Here is a 20,891-nt window from a genome sequence, read left to right on the forward strand (position 1 = left end):
GTTTATATATTGTCTCGATTTGGAAAGCCAGTTCTAACCGTACCGAACCGGAAGGGAAGGAGCCGTCATGTCGCACGTGTACAAAAAGCCGCTGGAGGGGAAAATCGCGCTGGTGGCAGGCGCCACGCGGGGTGCCGGGCGGGGTATCGCGGTCGAGCTCGGGGCGGCTGGCGCAACCGTTTATGTCACCGGCCGGACCACCCGGGAGAAGCAGTCGGAATACGGGCGGCCGGAGACGATCGAGGATACCGCCGAGCTGGTAACGCAGGCCGGAGGCACGGGCATCGCGGTGCCGCTCGATCACCTCGTCCCGGAGGATGTCGCAGCGCTCGTCGAGCGCATCCGCCGGGAGCAGGGGAGGCTCGATATCCTTGTCAACGACATCTGGGGCGGAGAACATCTGTTCGAATGGGACAAGCCGGTCTGGGAGCACGACCTCGAAAAGGGCCTGCGCATGCTGCGGCTGGCGATCGACACGCACCTGATCACCGCCCATCATGCGCTGAAGCTGATGGTCGAAAAGCCGGGCGGTCTGCTGGTCGAGGTCACCGATGGCACGGCGGAATACAATGCCGAGCATTATCGCCTCTCGCCCTTTTACGACCTCGCCAAAACCGCAGTGACGCGCATGGCCTGGGCGCACGGCAAGGATCTCGAAAAGGTCGGCAGCACCTCGGTGTCGATCACGCCCGGCTGGATGCGCTCCGAGATGATGCTGGATATCTACCAGGTGACCGAGGAAAACTGGCGGGATGCTCTGGTCGCCCAGCCGCATTTCTGCATTTCCGAAACGCCGCGCTTCATCGGCCGCGCGGTGGCAGCGCTTGCCGCCGATCCGGACCGGGCACGCTGGAACGGCCAGTCGCTGTCGAGCGCCGGCCTTGCCAGGGTCTATGAGTTCAACGATGTCGATGGCTCGCGGCCGGATTGCTGGCGCTACATGAAAGAGGTCCAGGAGCCCGGCAAGCCGGCCGACGCCACCGGTTATCGCTGATCAACCGCCCATCGCCGCCTTGCCCACCGCCATTCGCTCGGCCTCGTCGCGCAGGTCGAGCGTGATCAGGGTGCCGTCGCGGATGCCGCGTTTCAGCGCGTCCTTTCGCTCCGGCCCGATCCGGATCTCCTGCCTGTCGAAAAGCGCCTGCAGCCGGCTGCGCGACAGCGGCAGTTCCGCCGCCAGCAGCCGGTCGAGCCGCAGGCCGGTCGGATAGGGCAGGGCGAGCGTGATTGTGATCTGCCGCCAGTCCGCATCGTGGCGAAGCACCGCCTTGCGCATGTCGATGTCGTCGCTTTCCTCGATGCGGCTCGCCCGGACTTTGAGCGCCAGCGCGTCGAATTCGATGCGGGCGACGAAGTCCGGCGTGCTCGCCTGCATCGCGTCGAGCATGGCAGGATCGATCGCCCGGATGCTCTGCCGCTCGAAGATCGGCCGGTTCCAGGTGCCGTCGCAGGCGATGCATCGGTAGATGAGCCAGGCATCGAGCCTTTTGCCGTTGGCATTGAGGCGGATGCGGCCGCTGGAGCGGAATGGTCTCGATAGCCCGCAGCCGCTGCAGGCAAGGATTGGCCGGGGTGGAGTTTTAGGGGTTGCAGTCCATTCGAGATGGAGGATGTCGCACATGCCGTTTTGATCTTCCGGTCAGGAAGTTCATGCGGGAAACGGCACTCAAGAAGCCCTTTTCGGGCGCGCACGGTGTGGCGAAGGTCCGGACTGTGGGGAGATAAGCGTCGGAGGTCTTAGTCGGACGGTTCAGGGCAGCACGAGGCCGCACTGGCACGATCAATGCCAAACCGGTCTCAAGCCGCCACCCCGATGAACAGTGTTCCCACGCGAGCAAGCGTCATCGCTCTTCCACGCATGGGAGGGTGAACCTGTCGAGACCGGGGATTACTTAGGCAAACTGAACCTCAAAGGCCGACGCTCTTCGACCGAAAGGCATAACCGTGCAAAAACCGAAGTCAAGAATTTTTGGACGTCGCGCCGCGCCCGTTGTGACCTATATGACCTGACCATATGAAGTGTAACCAGTCGTTCAGCGAGGATCGAACCATGGACATCAAGCGCAGCGGATCGCAGCCTTCGAAGGCGCCGCCACAATATTTCACCGGCACCGTCAGGCTCGATCCGATCGTCGAGGCGCCGGAGCCGGCCCGGGTGCGCGCCCTTTCGGTCACCTTCGAACCGGGTGCCCGCACCGACTGGCACACGCACCCGCTCGGACAGACGCTGTTCGTCACGGCCGGCGCCGGCCTCGCCCAGGTCTGGGGCGAGCCGGTCCGGGCCATAAGGCCCGGCGACGTGATCTGGTTCCCGCCCGGCGAAAAACACTGGCACGGCGCATCCCCGACCACCGCAATGACCCATATCGCCATCCAGGAAGCGCTGAACGGCAGCACGGCGGAATGGCTGGGCACGGTGACGGGCGATCAATATGCGGGCGAGGTCGCGAAAGACTGAGCCGAACTGGCTTGGCGCCGTTTGACGCTCGAAAAGACCCCACGCGTCATTGAACCGAAACCTCTGGCGCGCAAAGATGGGCCATGATTCCGAACCGGAACCTGAAGGAGCCGCCATGTCAGACGTCACCCGCATTTCCAACCCGTACCTGACCGTCGACATCTCCTCGCTCGGTTCCGAGATGCAGACGCTGACGGCCGCGGATGGCCGCTCGTTTCTCTGGAATGGCGATGCCGCCTTCTGGAACGGCCGCTCGCCGGTTCTGTTTCCAATGGTCGGCAAGGCGCCGGAAAACCGGATCAGCGTCGAGGGCAAGCCTTACGAGATGGGCCAGCACGGTTTTGCCCGCCGCAGCGAGTTTACGCTTGCCTCGTCGAGCGAGACCATGTGCCGTTACGAACTCGCCGCCTCCGACGCGACACGCGCCGTCTATCCATTCGAATTTTTGTTGGCGGTCGAGCATTCGCTGGATGGCCGGACGCTGACGGTCGCGGCCGAAGTCGAGAACCGCGATCAAAAACCGATGCCCTTCGGCCTCGGTTTCCACCCGGCCTTCGTCTGGCCGATCCCCGGCGCGGCGGGCAGGGCCCACACAATCACCCTCGACAACGGCGCAGAACCGGCTTTGACGCGGCTGGAAGGCGGGCTGGTCAAGCCGGAAAAGCTGCCGTCGCCGTTTACGGCCGGCAGCCTGACGCTCGACCATGCGATGTTCGAGACGGATGCGATGATCTTTCCGGAAGGGGCGGGCGAGGGGCTGACCTATGCCGCCGAGGGCGGTCCCGCGTTGAAATTTTCCTTCGAGAACCTGCCGAACCTGGCGCTCTGGCAAAAACCCGGCGCCCCCTTCATCTGCATCGAACCCTGGCACGGCACCGCGGCCGAGCTCGGCGGTTCGGACGACCTGGCGAAACGTCCCTACGGCGTGGTTCTCCAGCCGGGCGAAAAGGCCCGCTTCGCCTTCACGGTGGAACTGCCGGTCTAGCGCACAGGGGATCCGGCTTCCCGAGGCCCCGCATTCGGTTTATGATTGCCGCCGGCATTCCCGGGTGCAACTGCCGCCCGGGATCGTCGTCCACGACAAGGACCCGACCTGATGTCAGGCGGTCCCGCGAGTGCTGTTGGAGGAGAGCATGACCGCGTCGCTTCGCATAAACCACCTGTCCATCATGGTTCGCGATCTCACCCGCAGCGCCGAGTTCTATCACCGGGTCCTGCGCCTGCCGGAAATCGAGTGCAAGGCTCGCAAGCCGAACATCCGCTGGTTCGGCATCGGCGACGACCAGTCGATCCACCTGATCGAAGGCGATTTCGGCCAAACCTATGTCACCATGTCGACCCATCTCTGCATCGCCGTGACCGACCTCGACGCCACCGTCGCCCACGTCGCCGCAACCGGAACGAAATACGGCGATCTGGCCAGAAACGAGGGTAGGATCTACACCCGTGCTGACGGCGTTCGATCGATCTACCTGCAGGACCCGGACGGCTATTGGCTCGAGATCAGCGAAGATTACTGAGAATTAAAAAAAGCGCCGGCGGATCGCCGGCGCTCAGACTGCTGACAAACCCCTGGCGTGGTCCGGGGGTTTGTGATTCAGTGGGACATGTTGAAGAAACCTGCCTCTTGCCAGACGGCTCTTGAGATGGTGACGCTCGAGGGTCTGGTGCCGAAGGATCACCTGCTTCGCAAGATTGATGCGGTGATCGACTTCTCGTCCATCCATGATCGCGTTGCCGGGCTTTATTGCGCCGACAACGGCCGGCCGCCGCTCGATCCGACCTTGATGTTCAAGGCGCTGTTCATCGGTTACCTGTTCGGCATCCGCTCGGAGCGCCAATTGGTGCGCGAGATCGAGGTCAACGTCGCCTATCGCTGGTTTCTGCGGATGAAGCTGACGGATGGGGTGTTTGACGCCTCGACGCTGTCGCAGAACCGCCGCCGGCGCTTCAACGACACCTCGGTTTCCCAGGACATCTTTGATCATATCGTTGAGCAGGCGATCGGTCATGGCCTGGTCGACGGTACGGTGCTCTATACGGATTCGACGCATCTGAAGGCGAACGCCAACAAGGGCAGATACGACCTTGCGATGATCGAGAAGTCGCGCGCCGATTATTGGGCCGACCTCGACCGGGCAATCGAGGTCGAGCGGGCGCTGCATGGCCAGAAGCCGTTGAAGGAGAAAGAGCGTCAGCCGGAGGTGAAGGAAACCAAGGTGTCGCGCACCGACCCCGAGAGCGGCTATATGGTGCGCGACGGCAAACCGAAAGGCTTCTTCTACCTCGACCACCGCACGGTGGACGGCCGCCATGCGATCATCACCGACACCCATGTGACACCTGCCAATGTGCATGACAGCATCGTCTATCTCGAGCGGCTGGACCGTCAGCGTGAGCGGTTCGGCTTCGAGGTCGGCGCGGTTGGCCTGGATGCCGGCTATGCGACCTCCGGCATCGCCAAGGGGCTTGAAGACCGCACCATCCTCGGTGTCACCGGCTACCGCAATCCGACACCGCCCAAAGCCGGCATGATGCGCAAATCGAAGTTCGTCCACGAGCCTCAGACAGACGGCTATCGCTGCCCCGAAGGACAGTTGCTCGCCTATGCCACCACCGACCGCAACGGCTATAAACATTACGCATCCGATCCGGCCATCTGCCGCACCTGCCCGTTGCTGGCCTCCTGCACCCATAACGCCACCGCGACACGCACCATCACCCGCCATGTCTGGGCCGATGCCCGCGAGCGCACCGATGCCAACCGCCTGACCGCTTGGGGCAAGGCGATCTACAAACGCCGCAAGGAAACGGTCGAGCGCTCCTTTGCCGATGCCAAGCAGCTGCATGGCCACCGCTATGCCCGCTTCCGAAGTCTCACCCGTGTCGCCTGCCAATGCCTGCTGGCTGCAGCCGCCCAGAACATCAAGAAGATCGCAATGGCGCTCATCAAAACACCAAAACCAGCCGCGGCATGAGCCAGCCCATCCTTCTGCCCCTCCCGCCAAGACCTCCCGGCGGAAAACAAATCCACAAAAACAAAACCCGCCGAAAATATCGACGGGTTTGTCAGCGGTCTGAGCCGGCGGATCGCCGGCGCTTCGGGTGTTTTGCTTCACTTCATCGCCTCGAAATTCATTGCATGGCCGTTGATGCAGTAGCGCAGGCCGGTCGGCGGCGGGCCGTCGGGAAAAACGTGACCGAGATGGCCGCCGCAATTGCTGCAGCGGACTTCGGTGCGCACCATGCCGTGCGACACGTCGCGGATTTCGGTGATCGCCTCCGGATTCACCGCCTCGAAATAGCTCGGCCAGCCGCAGCCGGAATCGAACTTGGTGTCGGAGACGAACAACGGTTCGTGGCAGGCGGCGCAGCTGTAGAGACCCTTTTCATGGCTGTTCCAGAAGGGCCCGGTAAAGGCACGTTCGGTGCCGGCCTGGCGCAGGATGCGGTACTGCTCGGGCGTCAAGAGTTCGCGCCACTCCGCATCGGTCTTCTGGACTTTCGGGGTGATGACATCGGACATCGCAAGGTTCCTTTCGTTTTCCCCATAGATAGGCATCGAGGCGGCGAAGGAAAAGTCCGCGATTGGAGAGCGGATGTCGGTGTGGCTGTTTCTGGCCCAAACCGGTCATTTGGGACCAATCACTCCATGCCTGAGATGGGGTGGTTTTCGGACAGTCTGGTTTGAAGGATCGTCAACCGATAAGCTGCCGTCCGTCTCACCCTCGAAGCTCGTCGCAGGCATATCGGTACGTCTTTAGACGCCACCTTGCCGATATCTCGGCGGGAGTTCTGCGATGGGCAGATCGTCGGCCTTGAACGGCTTACCGCTGGACCAGGGAAGCATGTTCAGCACTACACCAAAACTCGTGCTGATTGCCCCAAACACGAGTTTGCCAAGCGGCTTTTTCCAACCAGCAGCAAGAGCACCGAGCGGTTTGAAGATCAAAAGTGGGATAAAGACGAACGGTAGGATCAAGAAGGTCAGCACCATCGGGGCCGCCGCCTCCATCATAGGGTCACCGCCGTATCGAAGGCGGAGACGCGGGTTACGGGCGACTGCAAACGGAATCAGTTCTTCCATGAACCGAACGTAGTCGGCGGATCGATCGAGGCCTGTCTCTCCCTGCCAATCCAGCGAGGATAGCTCCCTTGATGCGAAGAGCGTCCGCAATCGCGCGCTGTGGACTGGAAACCCAGTGGTGCCGACCCCACTCGTAACGTGAAGGTGCAGGAAACGAAACGAAGTCCATGGGACGAGTCTGACGGACCGTCCTTGCGTCACCGAAAGGCCTTGGGCGTCGATGACGTAGGCCATCGTGATCCCTGGCGAGCTTTTATGATGAATATGGACTTTCGCGGTAAAGCGGTAGGTCGGAGGGTCGTCCGTCTGCAATTGAGTTCTCCAATACGGTCCGCCAATGGAAGTGCCGCTTGTCCCGCGGATGACTGCTTACGGGAGACTATAGATCAGCCGCTACCGTCTTCTACGGGTCGAAACATGACCATAATCGACGGGTGGCGCCATGTCTCCTATTGGCGCATTGTTGCCCTAGCATCTCGACCGTAATGCTGGTTTCCGCTGGTCTGCTTCTGGAGTCACATCTTCGAAAGCGGACGCGATGTTCTCAATCTAGCGTCGCACATTGACGAAGGCATTTTTCACCACAATAAGGTCAAGCCGAAAAAAGATGATAAGCGCCAGCCAGGCAACAGCAGGAGTGAAATAGTGAGCGAACCGACCGTAGCAGATGCAACAGGCCGCATTTATGAATCGCTCCAGGCGAACAACGCCGACATCGACGTGCATATCGCGGCTCTCAAGGCAGCGTTGACCCGGGCGGGATTGAAAGAGGCCGTATTCGACCCGGCCAAGCTCGTGCAGAACAATCGTTCCGGCAGGAAGCTGATGCAGGCCTATTTTCGGCAGCGCGGCGTGACGGTGAAATTCTCGGCTGAGTGACGCTTCTTACGATGCATGATGCCGAACCGTTGCCTAAGCATAGGCCAAGCACCAGCCGGGAGCGCGAACCCAACATAGCTCGGCCGGCCGCAGAATAAGCAGTTTTGCGACGCCAGCAATGACGATCATGCCGCAAAGCCGCCGCCGCCAAGCATCGCCGGCCCTTGCTCAAATTCCCGAAAACTCGCGTTTCTGTGTGTTTCGTCCGGTTCTGCTTGAGGCGGGGACATGTTTCCCATAGAAAATCTCCTGCCTCCGAACGGTCGGGGATATGGGATTTCTGAAGCGTGGAGATGACATGGCTGCCAATGCGCCGGCGTTGACGTTCTTCGCACTCTTCCTTCCCTTCCTCGCTTCGGTTCTGGCGCCTGTCCTCACCCGCCTCCTGGGCGATAGGGCCGCCTGGGTTCTGGCGGCGGCCCCGGCGCTCGCGTTTGCGCATTTCTGCACCTTCCTGCCTGAAATCGCCGCCGGCGAAGTGGTGACCGGCGGGTATGCCTGGGCGCCGAGCTTCAACCTCTCCTTCTCCTGGTTCCTCGATGGCCTGTCGCTCACCTTCGCGCTTCTCATCACCGGCATCGGCACCCTGATTGTCCTTTATTCCGGCGGCTACATGAAGGGGCATGAGGGGCGGGGGCGCTTCATGGCCTTCATCCTCGCTTTCATGGGCGCCATGCTCGGCCTCGTCGTCTCCGACAGCTTTCTGATGCTGTTCGTCTATTGGGAACTGACCTCGATCACCTCCTTCCTGCTGATCGGCTTCGATCACGAGCGGGAGGCGGCGCGGCGTGCAGCACTTCAGGCGCTGGTGGTCACCGGCGGCGGCGGGCTCTGCCTGCTCGCCGGCCTGGTCTTCCTCTGGAACATCACCGGCGTCACCCAGCTTTCGCTGCTCGTGCATCTGGGCGACGGGCTGCGCCAGAGCCCGTTCTATCTCGCCACCCTGCTGCTGGTGCTTGCCGGCGCCTTCACCAAATCGGCGCAGTTTCCGTTCCATTTCTGGCTGCCCAACGCCATGGAAGCGCCGACGCCGGTCTCGGCCTATCTGCATTCGGCAACCATGGTGAAGGCCGGCGTCTACCTGCTGATGCGGCTGAACCCGGTCATGGGCAATACGCCCGCCTGGATGATCCTGCTGCCCTTCTTCGGCGGCATCACGCTGATTGCCGGCACGTTTCTCGCCGTCCGCCAGACGGATCTGAAGCTGATGCTTGCCTATACGACCATGGCTTCGCTCGGTCTCTTGGTCATGCTGACCGGTTTCGGTTCGGCCCATGCGGTCGAGGCGGCGGTGCTTTATCTCGTCGCCCATTCGCTGTTCAAGGGCGCGCTGTTCATGGTCGCCGGCACGGTGGATCATGAGGCCGGCACCCGCGACGTCACCAAGCTCGGGGGCCTGCGCGCCGCCATGCCGGTCACCTTCGGCGCGGCGCTTTTGGCGGCGCTCTCGATGGGCGGCCTGCCGCTGTTCTTCGGTTTCCTCGCCAAGGAGGAGATCTATGCGGCACTCGCCACCGGCAATCCGCGCGCCGTGTTTTTCACGGGCCTCGCCGTCATCGGCAATGCGCTGATGTTCGCGATTGCCTTCGCCGTGGCGCTGAAACCCTTTCTCGGTCCCCATGTCGAGACGCCGAAACATGCCCACGAAGGGCCGGTGACGCTCTGGCTCGGCCCGGTGGTTCTGTCCGTGCTCGGCCTGGCAGCCGCACTCTTTTCCGGCCTGGCGCATCGATACGTCTCCTCGCCGATGGCAAGCGCGATCACCACCCAGAAGATCGTCATCGACATTTCGACCATGCCGCATCTCGGCGTGCCCCTGCTTCTGTCGGTGGTCACCGTATTGCTCGGCGCGCTCGCCTTCTGGCGGCTGACGGACCTTCGGGCCTTCATGGTGCGGGCGGTGGAAAGCCTTGGCCCCGGGCCGGACCGCGGCTTTGATCATTTCGTCTCCGGCCTGGTGCGGCTTTCGGGTGCCGTCACCCGTCTCGTCCAGCCGGGCCGGCTGGAAATCTATATCACCGCGACCTTCATCCTGCTGGCCGTGACGCTGCTCGTCCCGCCCTTCCTGTTCGGCGAACTGCCGGCAATGCCCATGTGGCCGAAACAATTGTTGGTCCAGGAGGCGGCGTTTTTCGCAATCGCGGTGATCGGCCTCGTCGCCGTGCTGCGCGCAAAGGATCGGCTGACGGCGATCGTTTCGCTCGGCATCCAGGGTTTTGCCGTCGCCGTCATCTTCCTGCTGTTCGGCGCGCCGGACCTGTCGTTCACCCAGTTCATGGTCGAGACGCTGTCGGTGGTCATCCTGGCGCTGGTGATGACGCGGCTGCGGCTCTCGCCCCGCGACCACCGGCCCCTGGGACAAACGCTCTTCGACGGGACGATCGCGGTCGCCTGCGGCCTCGGCTTCACGCTGCTCCTCTTGAAATCGACGCAGGCGCCGTTCGACACCCTGCTCACCGATTTCTTCAATACCTATTCCAAGACCGTCGCCCACGGCGCCAACGTCGTCAACGTCATCATCGTCGACTTCCGCGGCACCGATACATTGGGCGAGATCGCGGTGGTGATGGTGACGGCGCTCGCGGTGCTGGCGCTGATCCGGGTGAGGGCGGGCAAAAAGGTTGCGGACGACAAAATGGAGACGCGGCGTTGACGGGTGTGGTTTACCCCCCTCTGCCCTGCCGGGCATCTCCCCCTCAAGGGGGGAGATCGAATCGCGGTGAGATCCCGGCCATCTCAAACGTTCCGGTGAGAGCGATGCTGGTGCGCCCAGCCGATCTCCCCACCCGAGGGGGAGATGCCCGGCAGGGCAGAGGGGGGCTGGCAGGGTTCGACCTGCAAGGGGAACGGAGCTTGTTCAACCTCCAAGAGGTGGTGGCAACCAACGTGCAAGGTGCTCATCCATGAACACCCTCATCCTGCGCACCGTCGCGCCCTTCCTCACCGCCCTGATGCTGCTGTTCTCCGTCTTCGTCCTGCTGCGCGGCCATAACGAGCCCGGCGGCGGGTTCATCGGCGGGTTGATTGCGGCTTCGGCTTTGGCGATCTATGGCATCGCCTTCGGCGTGCCTGCGGTGCGCCGCGCGATCCGGTTCCACCCGATGGCGATCGCCGGCGCCGGACTGCTGCTTGCGACGCTTTCCGGCCTGGTCTCGATCGTGTCCGGCGTGCCGTTCATGACCGGGCTCTGGGTCTATCCCGTCGTCTTCGAGGTCGAGGTGCCGCTCGCCACCGTCATGTCCTTCGATATCGGCGTCTATCTGGTGGTGGTTGGGGCGATCACCTCGATTGCGCTGGCGCTCGAACAGGAGCCGGGCTCGGACGCGGAGGGAGGGGACTGATGGAAGCGCTGTTTTCGATCCTGATCGGCCTGTTCTTTGCCGCCGCGATCTACCTTCTGCTGTCGAAGCACACCGTGCGCATCCTGCTCGGCGTGGTGCTGCTCGGCAATGCGGTCAACCTCACGCTCTTCACCACCGGCAGGCTCACCCGTGAAGTGCCGCCGATCATCCCGGCCGGCATGGACACGCTGTCGCCTGGCGCCGCCAATCCGCTGCCGCAGGCGCTGATCCTGACGGCGATCGTCATCTCGTTCTCCTTCTTCGCCTTCCTGCTGGTGCTGACCTATCGCGCCTACCAGGAACTCGGCACCGACGACACCGACGAGATGCGGCTGGCCGAACCGCGGGACGAGCAGCTTCCGCCGCTGGGGTATTGAGGGGATGGTTTTGCAGGTTGTCATGTCCTTTCCCGCCACCGGCTTTGGATCCCGCGGCACCCCCCTCTGCCCTGCCGGGCATCTCCCCCTCAAGGGGGGAGATCGAATCGTGGCGGCGCCCTGCCCAGATCATGACAAGCGGTTGAGTGAGACACAGCGCATATCTTTTGACAGAGGCTTGCGTATGCCCCGGTCCAACAGGGAGCGGGGAGCCGGCCTCTGGCCGATCTCCCCCCTTGAGGGGGGGATGCCCGGCAGGGCAGAGGGGGGTATAACGGCTTCGACGATAACCGTCCGGGGTCAACTGACAGCGGCGGTATTCGCTGACACCCCAGCGGGAGGCATCCACTGATGGCCTCTCCTTCCGTCGACCTCTCCGCAGCCCTCGTCCTCGCCGCCCCGCCGCTCGCCGACTGGCTGGTCGTTCTCCCGGTCGCCCTGATGATCGGCTTCGGCGCTGTCTTGATGATGGTGCGCAAGTCCGTCCGCCTGCATGGCGGCATCGCGATTGCCGGCCTGGCGCTCCTCGTCATCCTCGACGCCGGCCTGCTCTGGCGCGTCTGGACCCATGGCCCGGTCACCATGGTGATGGGCCGCTGGCTGCCGCCTTTCGGCATTGCGTTCACCGCCGACCTTTTTGGCGCGGTCATGGCGCTCGCCGCGGCGATCGTTGCCCTTGCCGGCGGCATATTCGCCCTCGCCGATATCGACGCGAGCGGCCGGCGCTACGGTTTTTACCCGTTCCTGATGCTGCTGATGGCCGGCGTCACGGGCGCGTTCCTGACCGGCGACATCTTCAACCTCTATGTCTGGTTCGAGGTGCTGCTGATCTCGTCCTTCGGCCTTTTGATCCTCGGCTCCGAGCCGGAGCAGATCGACGGGGCGCTGAAATACGCCATCCTCAACCTGATCGGCACGACCCTGTTCCTGATCGCGGTCGGATATCTCTATGCGGTCTTCGGCACGCTCAACATGGCCGATATCGCCCGCAAGGCGGCTAGCCTGCGTGGCACCGCGCCGCTGACGACGCTGACGGCGCTGTTCATCCTCGCCTTCGCCATGAAGGCCGCCGCCTTTCCGGTCAATTTCTGGCTGCCGGCCTCCTATCATACGCCCCGGGTGGTGGTGTCGGCGCTGTTCGGCGGGCTGCTCACCAAGATCGGCATCTATTCGCTGATCCGCGTCACCATCATGCTCTTTCCGGTCGAGCGCGAGGAATTGAGCCTCGTCGTTGCGATATCGGCGGCGCTCACCATGCTGGTCGGTGCGCTCGGCGCGCTGGCGCAGAACGATATCCGCAGGCTCGTGGGTTACGTGGTCATTGCCGGCATCGGCAACATGATGGCGGGCGTGGCGATCGGCACGCCGTCGGCCGTCAGCGGCGCCATCCTCTATGCGCTGCATTCGGTGGTGACGATGACCGCGCTTTATCTGGTATCGGGAGAAACCGGGCGGCTCGGCGGCACCTGGGCGCTCTCCGGCCTCGGCGGGCTTTACCGGAAGGCGCCGTGGTTTTCGGGCGCCGCCTTCCTGCTGTTTCTGGCCGCTTCCGGCCTGCCGCCGCTGTCGGGCCTGTGGCCCAAGGTGGCGCTGTTGAAAGCCTCGCTCGATATCGGCGCCTGGTGGCTGGCCGCGGCGATCCTCGTCTCCGCTTTCCTGGTCACGCTGGCGCTCGCCCGCGTCTTCCTGCTTGCCTTCTGGCGGCCGCAGCCCGACCCTGCTCCGGAGGCCGCCGCCCCGGCGGATTGGCGCATCGCCCTGCCGCTCGGCTGCCTCACGGCGCTCGTCGTCCTTTTCGGCCTGCTGCCGGAGCCGCTGCTCGATCTGGCCCAGACGGCGGCGGAGGGGCTCGGCGAACCGGCGGCCTATATCCATTCGGTCTTCCCGGGAGGGACCGCGCGATGATCACCTATATCCTCTCTCTGGTATTTGCCGTCGTCTGGGTCACTGTAACCGGCAGCGCGACGCTGCAAAACCTGATCTTCGGTTTTGTGCTGTCGACGCTGGCGCTCTGGATCGTTCGCGACGAGATGGGTGCCCGCGGCTATTGGCGGCGGCTCGGCCGCATCCTGTCGCTGCTCGCCCTGTTCCTGAAGGAACTGGCGCTGTCTGCCTGGAAAGTGGCGGTGCTGGTGATGAGCCCGCGCATGGACCTCAAGCCCGGCATCTTCGCCTTTCCGCTGACCGTCACCCGCGATTTCGAGATCACCCTGCTTGCCAACCTCATCACGCTGACGCCGGGCACGCTGTCGGTCGATGTCTCCGAGGACCGCAAGACGCTGTTCGTCCACGCGATCGACTGTTCCGATATCGAGGCCACGAAACGGGATATCGCCAACGGCTTCGAGCGCAAGATCATGGAGGCGTTCCGATGACGACGGCTGAAATGATCCTCTCCTATGCGGTCTGGCTGGCGCTCGTGGTGCTCTGCGTCTCCTTCCTGCTCACCGTCTGGCGGGTGATCAGGGGGCCGACGCTTCCAGACCGGGTCGTGGCGCTCGACATGCTGACCGGCATCGTCATCGGCTTCATCGCCCTGATCGCCATCCGCACTGGCTTCACGCTCTATATCGATATCGCCATCTCGCTTGGCCTCGTCGGGTTCCTGGCGACCGTCGCCTTCGCGCGCTTTATCCTGTCGCGCGGTGGTCGGGAAACGCCGAAGCCGGACATGATGAAGACATTCACGGCATCGGTGCCCGAACCGCGCCGTAAATCTGCAACAAGGCGCCCGCCCGGCACCGGACCGGCCGTCAGGCGGAAGGCAAAGAAATGATGGATATCCTGCTGGCCACGATAACCGCCCTTCTGATGCTTGGCGGCGCCGGGTTCGCACTGGTGGCGGCGATTGGGCTCAACCGGTTGCCGGATCTCTATACCCGCATGCACGCGGCATCGAAGGCCGGCACGGTTGGCTCCGGGCTGCTGCTGCTGGCGGTCGGCGTCCATGCGGGCGATCTGCCGACATTTGCAAGAGCCCTTGCAGGCTTCTTCTTCTTCGTGCTGACCGCGCCGATTTCGGCGCATCTACTCGCTATGGCAGCACATAAGATCGGATATCCACTTTACGCTGAGTCGGTCCGGGATGAAATGAAGGATTACGATAAGCGAATATAATCCCGTCGAGGACGAGTTATAACCCTGTCTTGACTGAGCAAATGCTCATCTATTCATCAGTAAAGCTGACGTGGGAGCGATATAGGCCGCAGAAAGGCTGGTAACTCGCGAAAATCGCACTTGGAGATAAAGCGAAGCAGTGGTACTTCGTTACAAGTAGAGTGCAGATGTTGTTTCAAATTAGGCGTTCCCTCGTCAATTCGGTGAAGTCGACAAGTTCTTTGGATTGAGGAACGATAAACGTCGATCACGGACCTGGGCAAGCTTTAATCGAACGCAATATCCGGTGCGAACCGTTTTCTTTTCCGCATGGAGCTTAGGGGTAGGCTTCGGTCGCAAGACGGCGGTCGGGCAATGGTTTCGCTCCGAGAAGCTCTACGAACGGGCAGGTGTCGCGGAGGTCGCGGGGCCAGCCAGTCACTTAAACAGGAGACAGGAAATGACAGACATCGCATTGGGCAAAAGCCCCGATCTGCTGGTGGAGTTGACCGCAGATATTGTGGCGGCCTATGTGAGCAACCATGTGGTGCCCGTCAGCGATCTTTCGAACTTGATCGCAGACGTGCATACGGCGTTGAGCAACACCTCTTCGCCGGCACCGGTTGTAGCGGCCATTGAAAAGCCGAAGCCTCCGGTTCCGATCAAGAAATCGATCGAAGACGACTATCTCATCTGCTTGGAGGACGGGCAGAAGTTCAAGTCGCTGAAGCGGCATCTGATGACCCATTACAACATGACGCCGGAAGAATATCGCGAGAAGTGGGGCCTGCCGGCCGACTATCCGATGGTAGCGCCCGCCTATGCGGAAGCTCGTTCCAGGCTCGCCAAGGAAATGGGTCTCGGCCAGCGCCGCAAGCGCGGCAAGGTCTGAGCCGGGCCAACGCCCGGCAAAGACACCGGGAGGATTTGAAACCATCCCGATGAGGACCGATCGCGCCAGCGACCGGCGGGTGATTTCGGCATCAAACACAGATGCGGATAAAGAGCCGGGCGACCGTACGCCCGGTTTTTCCTTTTTTAGCGACCTGGTCACGGGCAAGGTGTGAGGAAAAAAATCCCATTATCTTTCCATGACTTGCGGAAATCATCAACGATTTCAGCTGATAATTGCGGAGAGGCGGTTTTCAGCGTCCCCGCTTTTGCTCTAGGGTGTATGAATTAATTCCTATTTATTGAGGAGTTGTCATGCCTTTCGAGCGATATTCCGAGCCTTCCGCCCCGCCGTCCTCGGCGCGATTTTCCCCGCCAGTGCCAATGGATGCGACTGCCGGTACGCCGCGGCTTCCCGCCAGCCTGCCGCTCAGGAGCGTCTGCCGCATCGTCCGTCAGATGGTCTGCGAACTGGTCCAGCTCTTCGGCGACCGGGTGATGCTGCGCCGCGACCGGCGCCGGCTATCCTGCCATGTGCGCCAGATCGCCATGTATGTTTGCCATGTGGCGCTCCAGATTTCGATGAGCGACATCGGCGAAGCGTTCGGCCGCGACCGCACCACCGTCGGCCATGCCTGCCACGTGGTGGAGGATCGCCGCGACGACCTGGCCTTCGACGAGTTCATCTCGGCGGTCGAACGCATCGTCACCGCCGTTTTCGGCCTCTCGGAGGTGGTAGCCCATGACTGATGCGATCGGAAAGCCCATGACCGGCAAGGCAGATATTCCAGACCTCAAACGGCATCTCCTGCGCCTGATCCGCCAGCTTGCCCGCGGCGAATGCACGATCGAGACCGGGGAGGGTGCCGAAGTCCGCCTCACCGGAGCCGAGGAGCGGCTTTATCCGCAGGCGGTAATCGCCAGAGCCCGTTCGCTCGGGCTGGTGCAGCTTTCCGAAAGCGGGCGTATCGCCGCAAGTGTCGAGGCGCCCAGCTTCCTGCGCCGGGCGCTGGTGATGGGCGAGGAGGCCTTTGTCGAGCAGCATGGCGAGATCGTCGTGACCTCCGCCGAGATCGACGGCGCCCGCCAGCCGGTGCGCCGCAACCTGGCCGAATCGCCGCTCGGCACGATCGCCCGGATGAAGGATCGCGACGGAAAACCCTTCCTGCCAGCCGAAGCGTTGGAGGCGGGAGAACGACTGCTCGCCGATTTCACCCGCGGGCAGCTCCAGCCGCGCGTCACCGCCTCCTGGGAGCCGCGGCTCGCCACCCGCGCCAAGGGCTCCGCCGGTGGCCAGGCCGACATCGCCGACAGCGCGATATCCGCCCGAAACCGTTTTTCGAGAGCGGTGGACGCGATGGGACCGGAACTTTCCGGCGTCGCGATGGATGTCTGCTGCTTTGCCAAGGGGCTGGAGACGGTGGAACGCGAACGCCAATGGCCGGCGCGCTCGGCCAAACTCATGCTGCGCACCGCGCTGCTGGCGCTTGCCCGCCATTATGCCCCGCCGGCTCTGCCAAAACGCCGCCAGAGCCATCATTGGGGCGCGGAAGATTTCCGGCCGGCCTTATGACGGAGAAGACTTGTGAGGCTGACGCTGCATGCCGCTTGTGAGCGGCTCCAGAAGCGCCGGCCTAACGCGCTGCCCGGTTCGCTGCATAAGCGGCGCGGGCGGCGTCGATCCTCGGGGAATTCGCATGGGTCCAATCGGCCAGTGCCTGCACCGGCTCCCAAAAGTCCCGGCCGAGGTCCGTCAGGGCATACTCCACCTGCGGAGGCGTCGTCGGGGTGACTGTCCGCGTCACGAAACCATTCTCCTCAAGATCGCGAAGAGTGGAAGCCAGCATCTTCTGGCTAATCTCGCCGATCTCCCGCTTCAGTGCATTGAAGCGAAGAGGGCCGTTACCCAGAACGCGCACGACCAGAAGCGTCCACTTGTCGCTGATCCGGGCCAGCATGCGGCTGATCGGCCCGCAAGACCTGGTATCCTCGCGGTTACCTGGTATCCGAAAAGTGCTGTCTTGATGAGGCATTCGATCCTCGGATAGATGGTTACGGACAGAAACCAACATACATGAGGATACTATGGTTCTGAAGCCCAAAATCGCGGTCATTATCGGCTCTACCCGCCCCACCCGCTTTGCCGACAGGCCGGCACAGTGGATGTTGAAGCAGGCGCAGGCGCGTGACGACATCGAGGTCGAACTGGTCGATCTGCGCGACCATCCGCTGCCGTTCTTCGACGAGATGGCCTCGAACATGTGGATGCCGAGCCAAAACCCGCAAGCTGTGCGCTGGCAGGAAACCGTCGGCCGCTTCGACGGCTACATCTTCGTGGTCGCGGAGTACAATCATTCGCTCACCGGCGTGCTCAAGAACGCCCTCGATCAGGCTTACAAGGAATGGAACCGGAAACCCTTTACCGCCATCGGTTACGGCGGCACGGGTGCGTCGCGCGCGGTGGAACACCTGCGCGGCATCGGGGTCGAGCTGCAGATGGTATCGACCCACGCCGCCGTCCATATCGGTGGCGGAGACTTCATGGCTGTCGCCCCGAGGGGCGGCAACAAGCCGATCGAGGAGATCGAGGCAAATCTGCTGCCTTCGGCCAAAACGGCGCTCGACGAACTGGTCTGGTGGGCAAAGGCCACGATGGCCGCCAAGGCAGCGGAAGCCTGACCCCTTGATGCGAGCGTCCCTGAGCTTCGTTCGAAGCTCAGGGGCTTTTCGCTGGTGATATGATCCGGATTGGATGTCGAAGCTCCGAGCTTCGTCACTCAGATTCCGAGGCCGCCGGCTACATTCACGGTCTCTCCGTTGATGTAGCCCGCATGCGGTCCGGCCAGGAAGCAGATGGTTTCGGCCACTTCCTCGAGCGTTGCGATGCGACGGATCGGATGCATGTCCAGGATGGCGTCACGGTTCGGAAGCTCGCCGGCAACGTCTGCGGCCATGTCGGTCGGCATGATTCCCGGCTGGACCACGTTGACGGTGATATTGCGCCGGCCAAGGTCGCGCGCAATGCCCTTCGCGTATCCCGCAAGCGCCCACTTGGTTCCGGTATAGTCGGCGACACCGGGGAAGGGGACGTAGGAGCCGAGGAGCGAGCCGACGAAGATGATCCGGCCACCGTCGGTCAGCTTTTGCGCCGCCGCACGGGTATTGGCGATCGTGCCCAGCACGTTGACCTGCCACTGGCGATTATAGTTGTCCCCGTCGAGTTCCGGATCGTCGACCATCTGACCCTGGATGGCGATGCCGGCATTGTTGACGAGGATATCGAGCCTGCCGAATTCCGCCATCACCCGGTCGATCAGGGGTTTTGCGGAAGAAAGGTCGGCCTGGTCGCTCTGGACCGCGATCGCGCGAACCCCCTTTGCCCTGAGTTTCTCCACGACGGCTTTCGCCTTGTCGGCCGAAGCCGCGTAGCTGATCGCAACGTCCGCTCCGTGATCGGCGAACGCTTCCGCCGTCGCCGCACCGAGGCCGCGCGAACCGCCGGTGATGAGGACGACCTTCCCCTTGAATATGTTGGACATGAGTATCCTTTCCCTATTCGACGAAGAGCTCCACTCGATCTTGTCGAGCGGCCCCAATTTCATAACGTATGTTACGATAACGATCGGTATGAAATTTGACAATGATGGTCAAGGGGCTTTAATAACGGTCATTATGAAAAAGGCCGAGCAGAACTGATGGGACGCCATCGCGAATTCGATGTGGAGAAGGTGCTCGACGCCGCGATATGCGTCTTCTGGCGCAAGGGCTATGAGGGCGCCTCCTATGCCGACCTGACCGAGGCGGCGGGTGTCGAAAGACCGGCCCTCTATTCCGCATTCGGCAATAAGGAAGCGCTCTTCCGCAAGGCCCTGGTGCGCTACTACGAGCGGTATGTGGACTATGTTCCCACTGCACTTCAGTTGCCCACGGCGCGCGAGGTTGCGGCGCATCTTCTCCAGGGTGCAATCGACCTCACCACCCGTTATCCCGACCATACGGGATGCCTTGGCATCCAGGGTGTCCTGGCGGGGTCGGATGAAGCGGAGCCTGTCCGCCAGGCCTTGATCGAGGCGCGCGCCGAAGCCGAGGCGCAGCTTCGCCAACGCTTCGAGCGGGCAAAGACCGAGGGCGACCTACCGGAGACGGCGAGGCCTGATACGCTTGCGGCATTCCTGATGGCCGTTCTTCACGGCATGGCGGTGCAGGCCAAGGCCGGCTTCAGTCGCGACACGCTGGAGGCCGTTGCCGAGCAAGCGCTCTCCACGTGGCCAACGGATGCGCGTGAGGAGTCCTTGCGCCCTAAGCCGCAGCCCTGATCCTTGCTTCTTCCCGGATCCGCTTGACCATCGAGCGCAGCCCGTTGGCGCGCTGGGACGACAGGTGTTCGACAAGCCCGATACGGTCGAAGATCTCGATCGCATCTGTGGCGGCGATCTGAGAGGCGGTCTTGCCGGAATAGACGGCGAGCACGATGGCGACGAGGCCCCGCACGATATGGGCGTCCGAATCACCCTCGAAGGTCATCACCGGATCGGCGCTGCCGTCCCCGAGATGGCTGACCAGCCAGACCTGGCTCGCGCAGCCCTGCACCTTGTTCTCCGCGGTCTTCTGGTCGTCGGGAAGGTCCGGCAGCGCCTTGCCGAGTTCGATCACGTAACGATAGCGGTCTTCCCACTCGTCGAGGTATTCGAAATCTTCGATGATCTGCTCGAGGCTGGCCATAAGCGCTCCGGTTCTTCTATCCGCTCCATATAGGCACTGCAGGCCGGGATAAAAGCAAAAAAAACGCCGTGAGGGGTAATCCTCACGGCGTCAGCAAATGCTGAATGACAGGGCAGGCAGTCCGGCGCCGGGAACCATGGCTATCAGAGCCCGGCGCAAGTTTTGAAATTCGAATTCGAAAGAGACATCCGCAACGCTGTTTGTCAGCGCGTCAACCTAACGAATGGGCCGTTTCTGCGGGACCGGCACGGTGCCGGTGAAGATAGTGTCGGCAACAGCAGCGGCTGCCGTTTCGGCCTGTCTGGCCGGGAATGGGGTCGGTTCCGGATCGGCGAGCACCGCGGTCCGGGTGCCCTTGTCGCCGAACTGCTTGTCGAGCAGCTCGAAGGCGACCTGGGCGCCTTGCCTGGCCCTCGTGCCGAGCGCCGAGAAGGTCTCGGCACCCTTTTCGCAGACCTCAGGCTTTTCGGTGCAGATGGCGCTCACATATTGATAGGCTTCGGTCGCAGCCGAAAAGGCATTGCTGACCTGCAGAGGCGAAAGCCCGTCGGTCTCGGTTGCCGGCTTGCTGCTGAAGTAGGAAAGCACCACCAGCACCGCCGCGAACCACATACTTCCCTTGATGAGAAACCACATCGCTCTGTCCACCTGTTTTTTCCCGCTTCTGTCTTCAAGCGGGCCGCCGGATCTGTGCCGGTCTTGAACATGGTTGTACCGCCGGGAAGCGAATATGGCTTTGACGGGACCGTTCGGTTTTTCGGCAAATTTGCCTAAAATGCGAAATATCTGCATTTGCAGCGCCTTTGTCGCGAACTTGAATCGAATTTTAGCGATCGATGTTAAGCATAATTGCGGCAGCCCACCCGAACCCGTTGGCTTTCCTGGCCGCTGGCTCGCCACAAAGGTTAACGTCTTGGGAAAAATTGAAGCAAATCCGTTGCTTACGTTGCGTTAACCACAAGCTCAGAAGGCTTGGTCCTTCTGTCCCAAAGCCGGATTTTGGGTCATTGCAGGGCTTCCCGCACCCCCTGGTTTTATCC

At 62.4% G+C, this 20,891-nt stretch carries 25 protein-coding genes; 18 read left to right on the forward strand and 7 right to left on the reverse strand.

Features of this window, described 5'->3' with window-relative positions:
* Positions 1 to 67 precede the first annotated feature (67 nt).
* Positions 68 to 994, forward strand: coding sequence for an SDR family oxidoreductase (locus ACZ9IU_RS06385; RefSeq protein WP_038541103.1), 927 nt, complete (start codon positions 68 to 70; stop codon positions 992 to 994).
* On the opposite strand, the gene ACZ9IU_RS06390 is transcribed toward ACZ9IU_RS06385, so the two are convergent.
* On the reverse strand, positions 995 to 1,621 hold the full coding sequence (locus ACZ9IU_RS06390; protein ID WP_038541106.1) for a DUF1062 domain-containing protein: 627 nt from the start codon (positions 1,619 to 1,621) through the stop codon (positions 995 to 997). It lies immediately after the preceding gene.
* 429 nt (positions 1,622 to 2,050) lie between these two features.
* Here ACZ9IU_RS06390 and ACZ9IU_RS06395 point away from each other — a divergent pair, with 429 nt between their 5' ends.
* From ACZ9IU_RS06395 to ACZ9IU_RS06410, 4 genes are all read left to right on the forward strand, one after another.
* Positions 2,051 to 2,458 (forward strand): (R)-mandelonitrile lyase, encoded by a 408-nt coding sequence (locus tag ACZ9IU_RS06395; protein WP_038541109.1) that lies wholly within the window; start codon positions 2,051 to 2,053, stop codon positions 2,456 to 2,458.
* 115 nt (positions 2,459 to 2,573) lie between these two features.
* Positions 2,574 to 3,443 carry an aldose 1-epimerase family protein gene (locus ACZ9IU_RS06400; protein WP_038541112.1) on the forward strand — a complete coding sequence of 290 codons (870 nt, stop codon included), beginning with the start codon at positions 2,574 to 2,576 and terminating at the stop codon, positions 3,441 to 3,443.
* A gap of 148 nt (positions 3,444 to 3,591) precedes the next feature.
* Complete coding sequence (locus ACZ9IU_RS06405) at positions 3,592 to 3,978, forward strand: VOC family protein (protein WP_038541115.1); 387 nt, start codon at positions 3,592 to 3,594, stop codon at positions 3,976 to 3,978.
* Positions 3,979 to 4,065: 87 nt separating this feature from the next.
* Entirely contained in the window at positions 4,066 to 5,436 is a 1,371-nt protein-coding gene (locus tag ACZ9IU_RS06410; protein ID WP_038541118.1) for an IS1182 family transposase, read from the forward strand.
* Positions 5,437 to 5,573: 137 nt separating this feature from the next.
* On the opposite strand, the gene msrB is transcribed toward ACZ9IU_RS06410, so the two are convergent.
* Together msrB and ACZ9IU_RS06420 are read right to left on the reverse strand one after the other, a co-directional pair.
* Positions 5,574 to 5,984, reverse strand: a complete 411-nt coding sequence (gene msrB, locus ACZ9IU_RS06415) for a peptide-methionine (R)-S-oxide reductase MsrB (RefSeq protein ID WP_038541121.1) — start codon at positions 5,982 to 5,984, stop codon at positions 5,574 to 5,576.
* A 234-nt stretch (positions 5,985 to 6,218) separates the two neighbouring features.
* Positions 6,219 to 6,857 (reverse strand): hypothetical protein, encoded by a 639-nt coding sequence (locus ACZ9IU_RS06420; RefSeq protein WP_038541123.1) that lies wholly within the window; start codon positions 6,855 to 6,857, stop codon positions 6,219 to 6,221.
* 330 nt (positions 6,858 to 7,187) lie between these two features.
* Here ACZ9IU_RS06420 and ACZ9IU_RS06425 point away from each other — a divergent pair, with 330 nt between their 5' ends.
* The 11 genes from ACZ9IU_RS06425 to ACZ9IU_RS06475 all read left to right on the forward strand — a co-directional run bounded on the left by ACZ9IU_RS06425 (position 7,188) and on the right by ACZ9IU_RS06475 (position 16,702).
* Complete coding sequence (locus tag ACZ9IU_RS06425; protein ID WP_080719128.1) at positions 7,188 to 7,424, forward strand: hypothetical protein; 237 nt, start codon at positions 7,188 to 7,190, stop codon at positions 7,422 to 7,424.
* Positions 7,425 to 7,722: 298 nt separating this feature from the next.
* Positions 7,723 to 10,077, forward strand: a complete 2,355-nt coding sequence (locus ACZ9IU_RS06430; RefSeq protein WP_038541129.1) for a putative monovalent cation/H+ antiporter subunit A — start codon at positions 7,723 to 7,725, stop codon at positions 10,075 to 10,077.
* Between the two features lie 250 nt (positions 10,078 to 10,327).
* Positions 10,328 to 10,765: a Na+/H+ antiporter subunit B gene (locus ACZ9IU_RS06435; RefSeq protein WP_038541131.1), complete on the forward strand. Its 438-nt coding sequence runs from the start codon at positions 10,328 to 10,330 to the stop codon at positions 10,763 to 10,765.
* Complete coding sequence (locus ACZ9IU_RS06440) at positions 10,765 to 11,142, forward strand: Na+/H+ antiporter subunit C (RefSeq protein ID WP_038541135.1); 378 nt, start codon at positions 10,765 to 10,767, stop codon at positions 11,140 to 11,142. The genes ACZ9IU_RS06435 and ACZ9IU_RS06440 overlap by 1 nt, the downstream gene beginning before the upstream one ends.
* 351 nt (positions 11,143 to 11,493) lie before the next feature.
* On the forward strand, positions 11,494 to 13,047 hold the full coding sequence (locus ACZ9IU_RS06445) for a Na+/H+ antiporter subunit D (protein ID WP_038541137.1): 1,554 nt from the start codon (positions 11,494 to 11,496) through the stop codon (positions 13,045 to 13,047).
* Positions 13,044 to 13,517 carry a Na+/H+ antiporter subunit E gene (locus ACZ9IU_RS06450; protein WP_038541140.1) on the forward strand — a complete coding sequence of 158 codons (474 nt, stop codon included), beginning with the start codon at positions 13,044 to 13,046 and terminating at the stop codon, positions 13,515 to 13,517. Before ACZ9IU_RS06445 ends, ACZ9IU_RS06450 begins: the two co-directional genes overlap by 4 nt.
* A complete protein-coding gene (locus ACZ9IU_RS06455) occupies positions 13,514 to 13,918 on the forward strand; it encodes a cation:proton antiporter (RefSeq protein ID WP_038541144.1) in 405 nt (134 codons plus the stop codon). Before ACZ9IU_RS06450 ends, ACZ9IU_RS06455 begins: the two co-directional genes overlap by 4 nt.
* Entirely contained in the window at positions 13,915 to 14,259 is a 345-nt protein-coding gene (mnhG, locus tag ACZ9IU_RS06460) for a monovalent cation/H(+) antiporter subunit G (RefSeq protein WP_038541147.1), read from the forward strand. Before ACZ9IU_RS06455 ends, mnhG begins: the two co-directional genes overlap by 4 nt.
* A gap of 439 nt (positions 14,260 to 14,698) precedes the next feature.
* A complete protein-coding gene (locus tag ACZ9IU_RS06465) occupies positions 14,699 to 15,130 on the forward strand; it encodes a Ros/MucR family transcriptional regulator (RefSeq protein WP_038541152.1) in 432 nt (143 codons plus the stop codon).
* Positions 15,131 to 15,444: 314 nt separating this feature from the next.
* Entirely contained in the window at positions 15,445 to 15,879 is a 435-nt protein-coding gene (locus ACZ9IU_RS06470; RefSeq protein ID WP_038541154.1) for a helix-turn-helix domain-containing protein, read from the forward strand.
* Complete coding sequence (locus tag ACZ9IU_RS06475) at positions 15,872 to 16,702, forward strand: DUF6456 domain-containing protein (RefSeq protein WP_080719129.1); 831 nt, start codon at positions 15,872 to 15,874, stop codon at positions 16,700 to 16,702. Before ACZ9IU_RS06470 ends, ACZ9IU_RS06475 begins: the two co-directional genes overlap by 8 nt.
* A 61-nt stretch (positions 16,703 to 16,763) precedes the next feature.
* Here the strand turns inward: ACZ9IU_RS06475 and ACZ9IU_RS06480 are convergent, their stop codons facing one another.
* Positions 16,764 to 17,162, reverse strand: a complete 399-nt coding sequence (locus ACZ9IU_RS06480) for a winged helix-turn-helix transcriptional regulator (protein WP_080719130.1) — start codon at positions 17,160 to 17,162, stop codon at positions 16,764 to 16,766.
* Between the two features lie 52 nt (positions 17,163 to 17,214).
* Here ACZ9IU_RS06480 and ACZ9IU_RS06485 point away from each other — a divergent pair, with 52 nt between their 5' ends.
* Positions 17,215 to 17,808 (forward strand): NADPH-dependent FMN reductase, encoded by a 594-nt coding sequence (locus tag ACZ9IU_RS06485; protein ID WP_038541157.1) that lies wholly within the window; start codon positions 17,215 to 17,217, stop codon positions 17,806 to 17,808.
* A 98-nt stretch (positions 17,809 to 17,906) separates the two neighbouring features.
* Here the strand turns inward: ACZ9IU_RS06485 and ACZ9IU_RS06490 are convergent, their stop codons facing one another.
* Positions 17,907 to 18,668, reverse strand: a complete 762-nt coding sequence (locus tag ACZ9IU_RS06490) for an SDR family NAD(P)-dependent oxidoreductase (RefSeq protein WP_038541159.1) — start codon at positions 18,666 to 18,668, stop codon at positions 17,907 to 17,909.
* Positions 18,669 to 18,824: 156 nt separating this feature from the next.
* Between ACZ9IU_RS06490 and ACZ9IU_RS06495 the strand changes: the two genes are divergently transcribed.
* Positions 18,825 to 19,445, forward strand: coding sequence for a TetR/AcrR family transcriptional regulator (locus ACZ9IU_RS06495; RefSeq protein WP_051899665.1), 621 nt, complete (start codon positions 18,825 to 18,827; stop codon positions 19,443 to 19,445).
* On the opposite strand, the gene ACZ9IU_RS06500 is transcribed toward ACZ9IU_RS06495, so the two are convergent.
* On the reverse strand, positions 19,429 to 19,851 hold the full coding sequence (locus tag ACZ9IU_RS06500) for a SufE family protein (RefSeq protein WP_038541161.1): 423 nt from the start codon (positions 19,849 to 19,851) through the stop codon (positions 19,429 to 19,431). The genes ACZ9IU_RS06495 and ACZ9IU_RS06500 overlap by 17 nt on opposite strands.
* 216 nt (positions 19,852 to 20,067) lie before the next feature.
* On the reverse strand, positions 20,068 to 20,487 hold the full coding sequence (locus tag ACZ9IU_RS06505) for a DUF5330 domain-containing protein (protein ID WP_038541164.1): 420 nt from the start codon (positions 20,485 to 20,487) through the stop codon (positions 20,068 to 20,070).
* Positions 20,488 to 20,891: the final 404 nt, after the last annotated feature.

It is taken from the genome of Mesorhizobium sp. USDA 4132, from assembly GCF_056279545.1.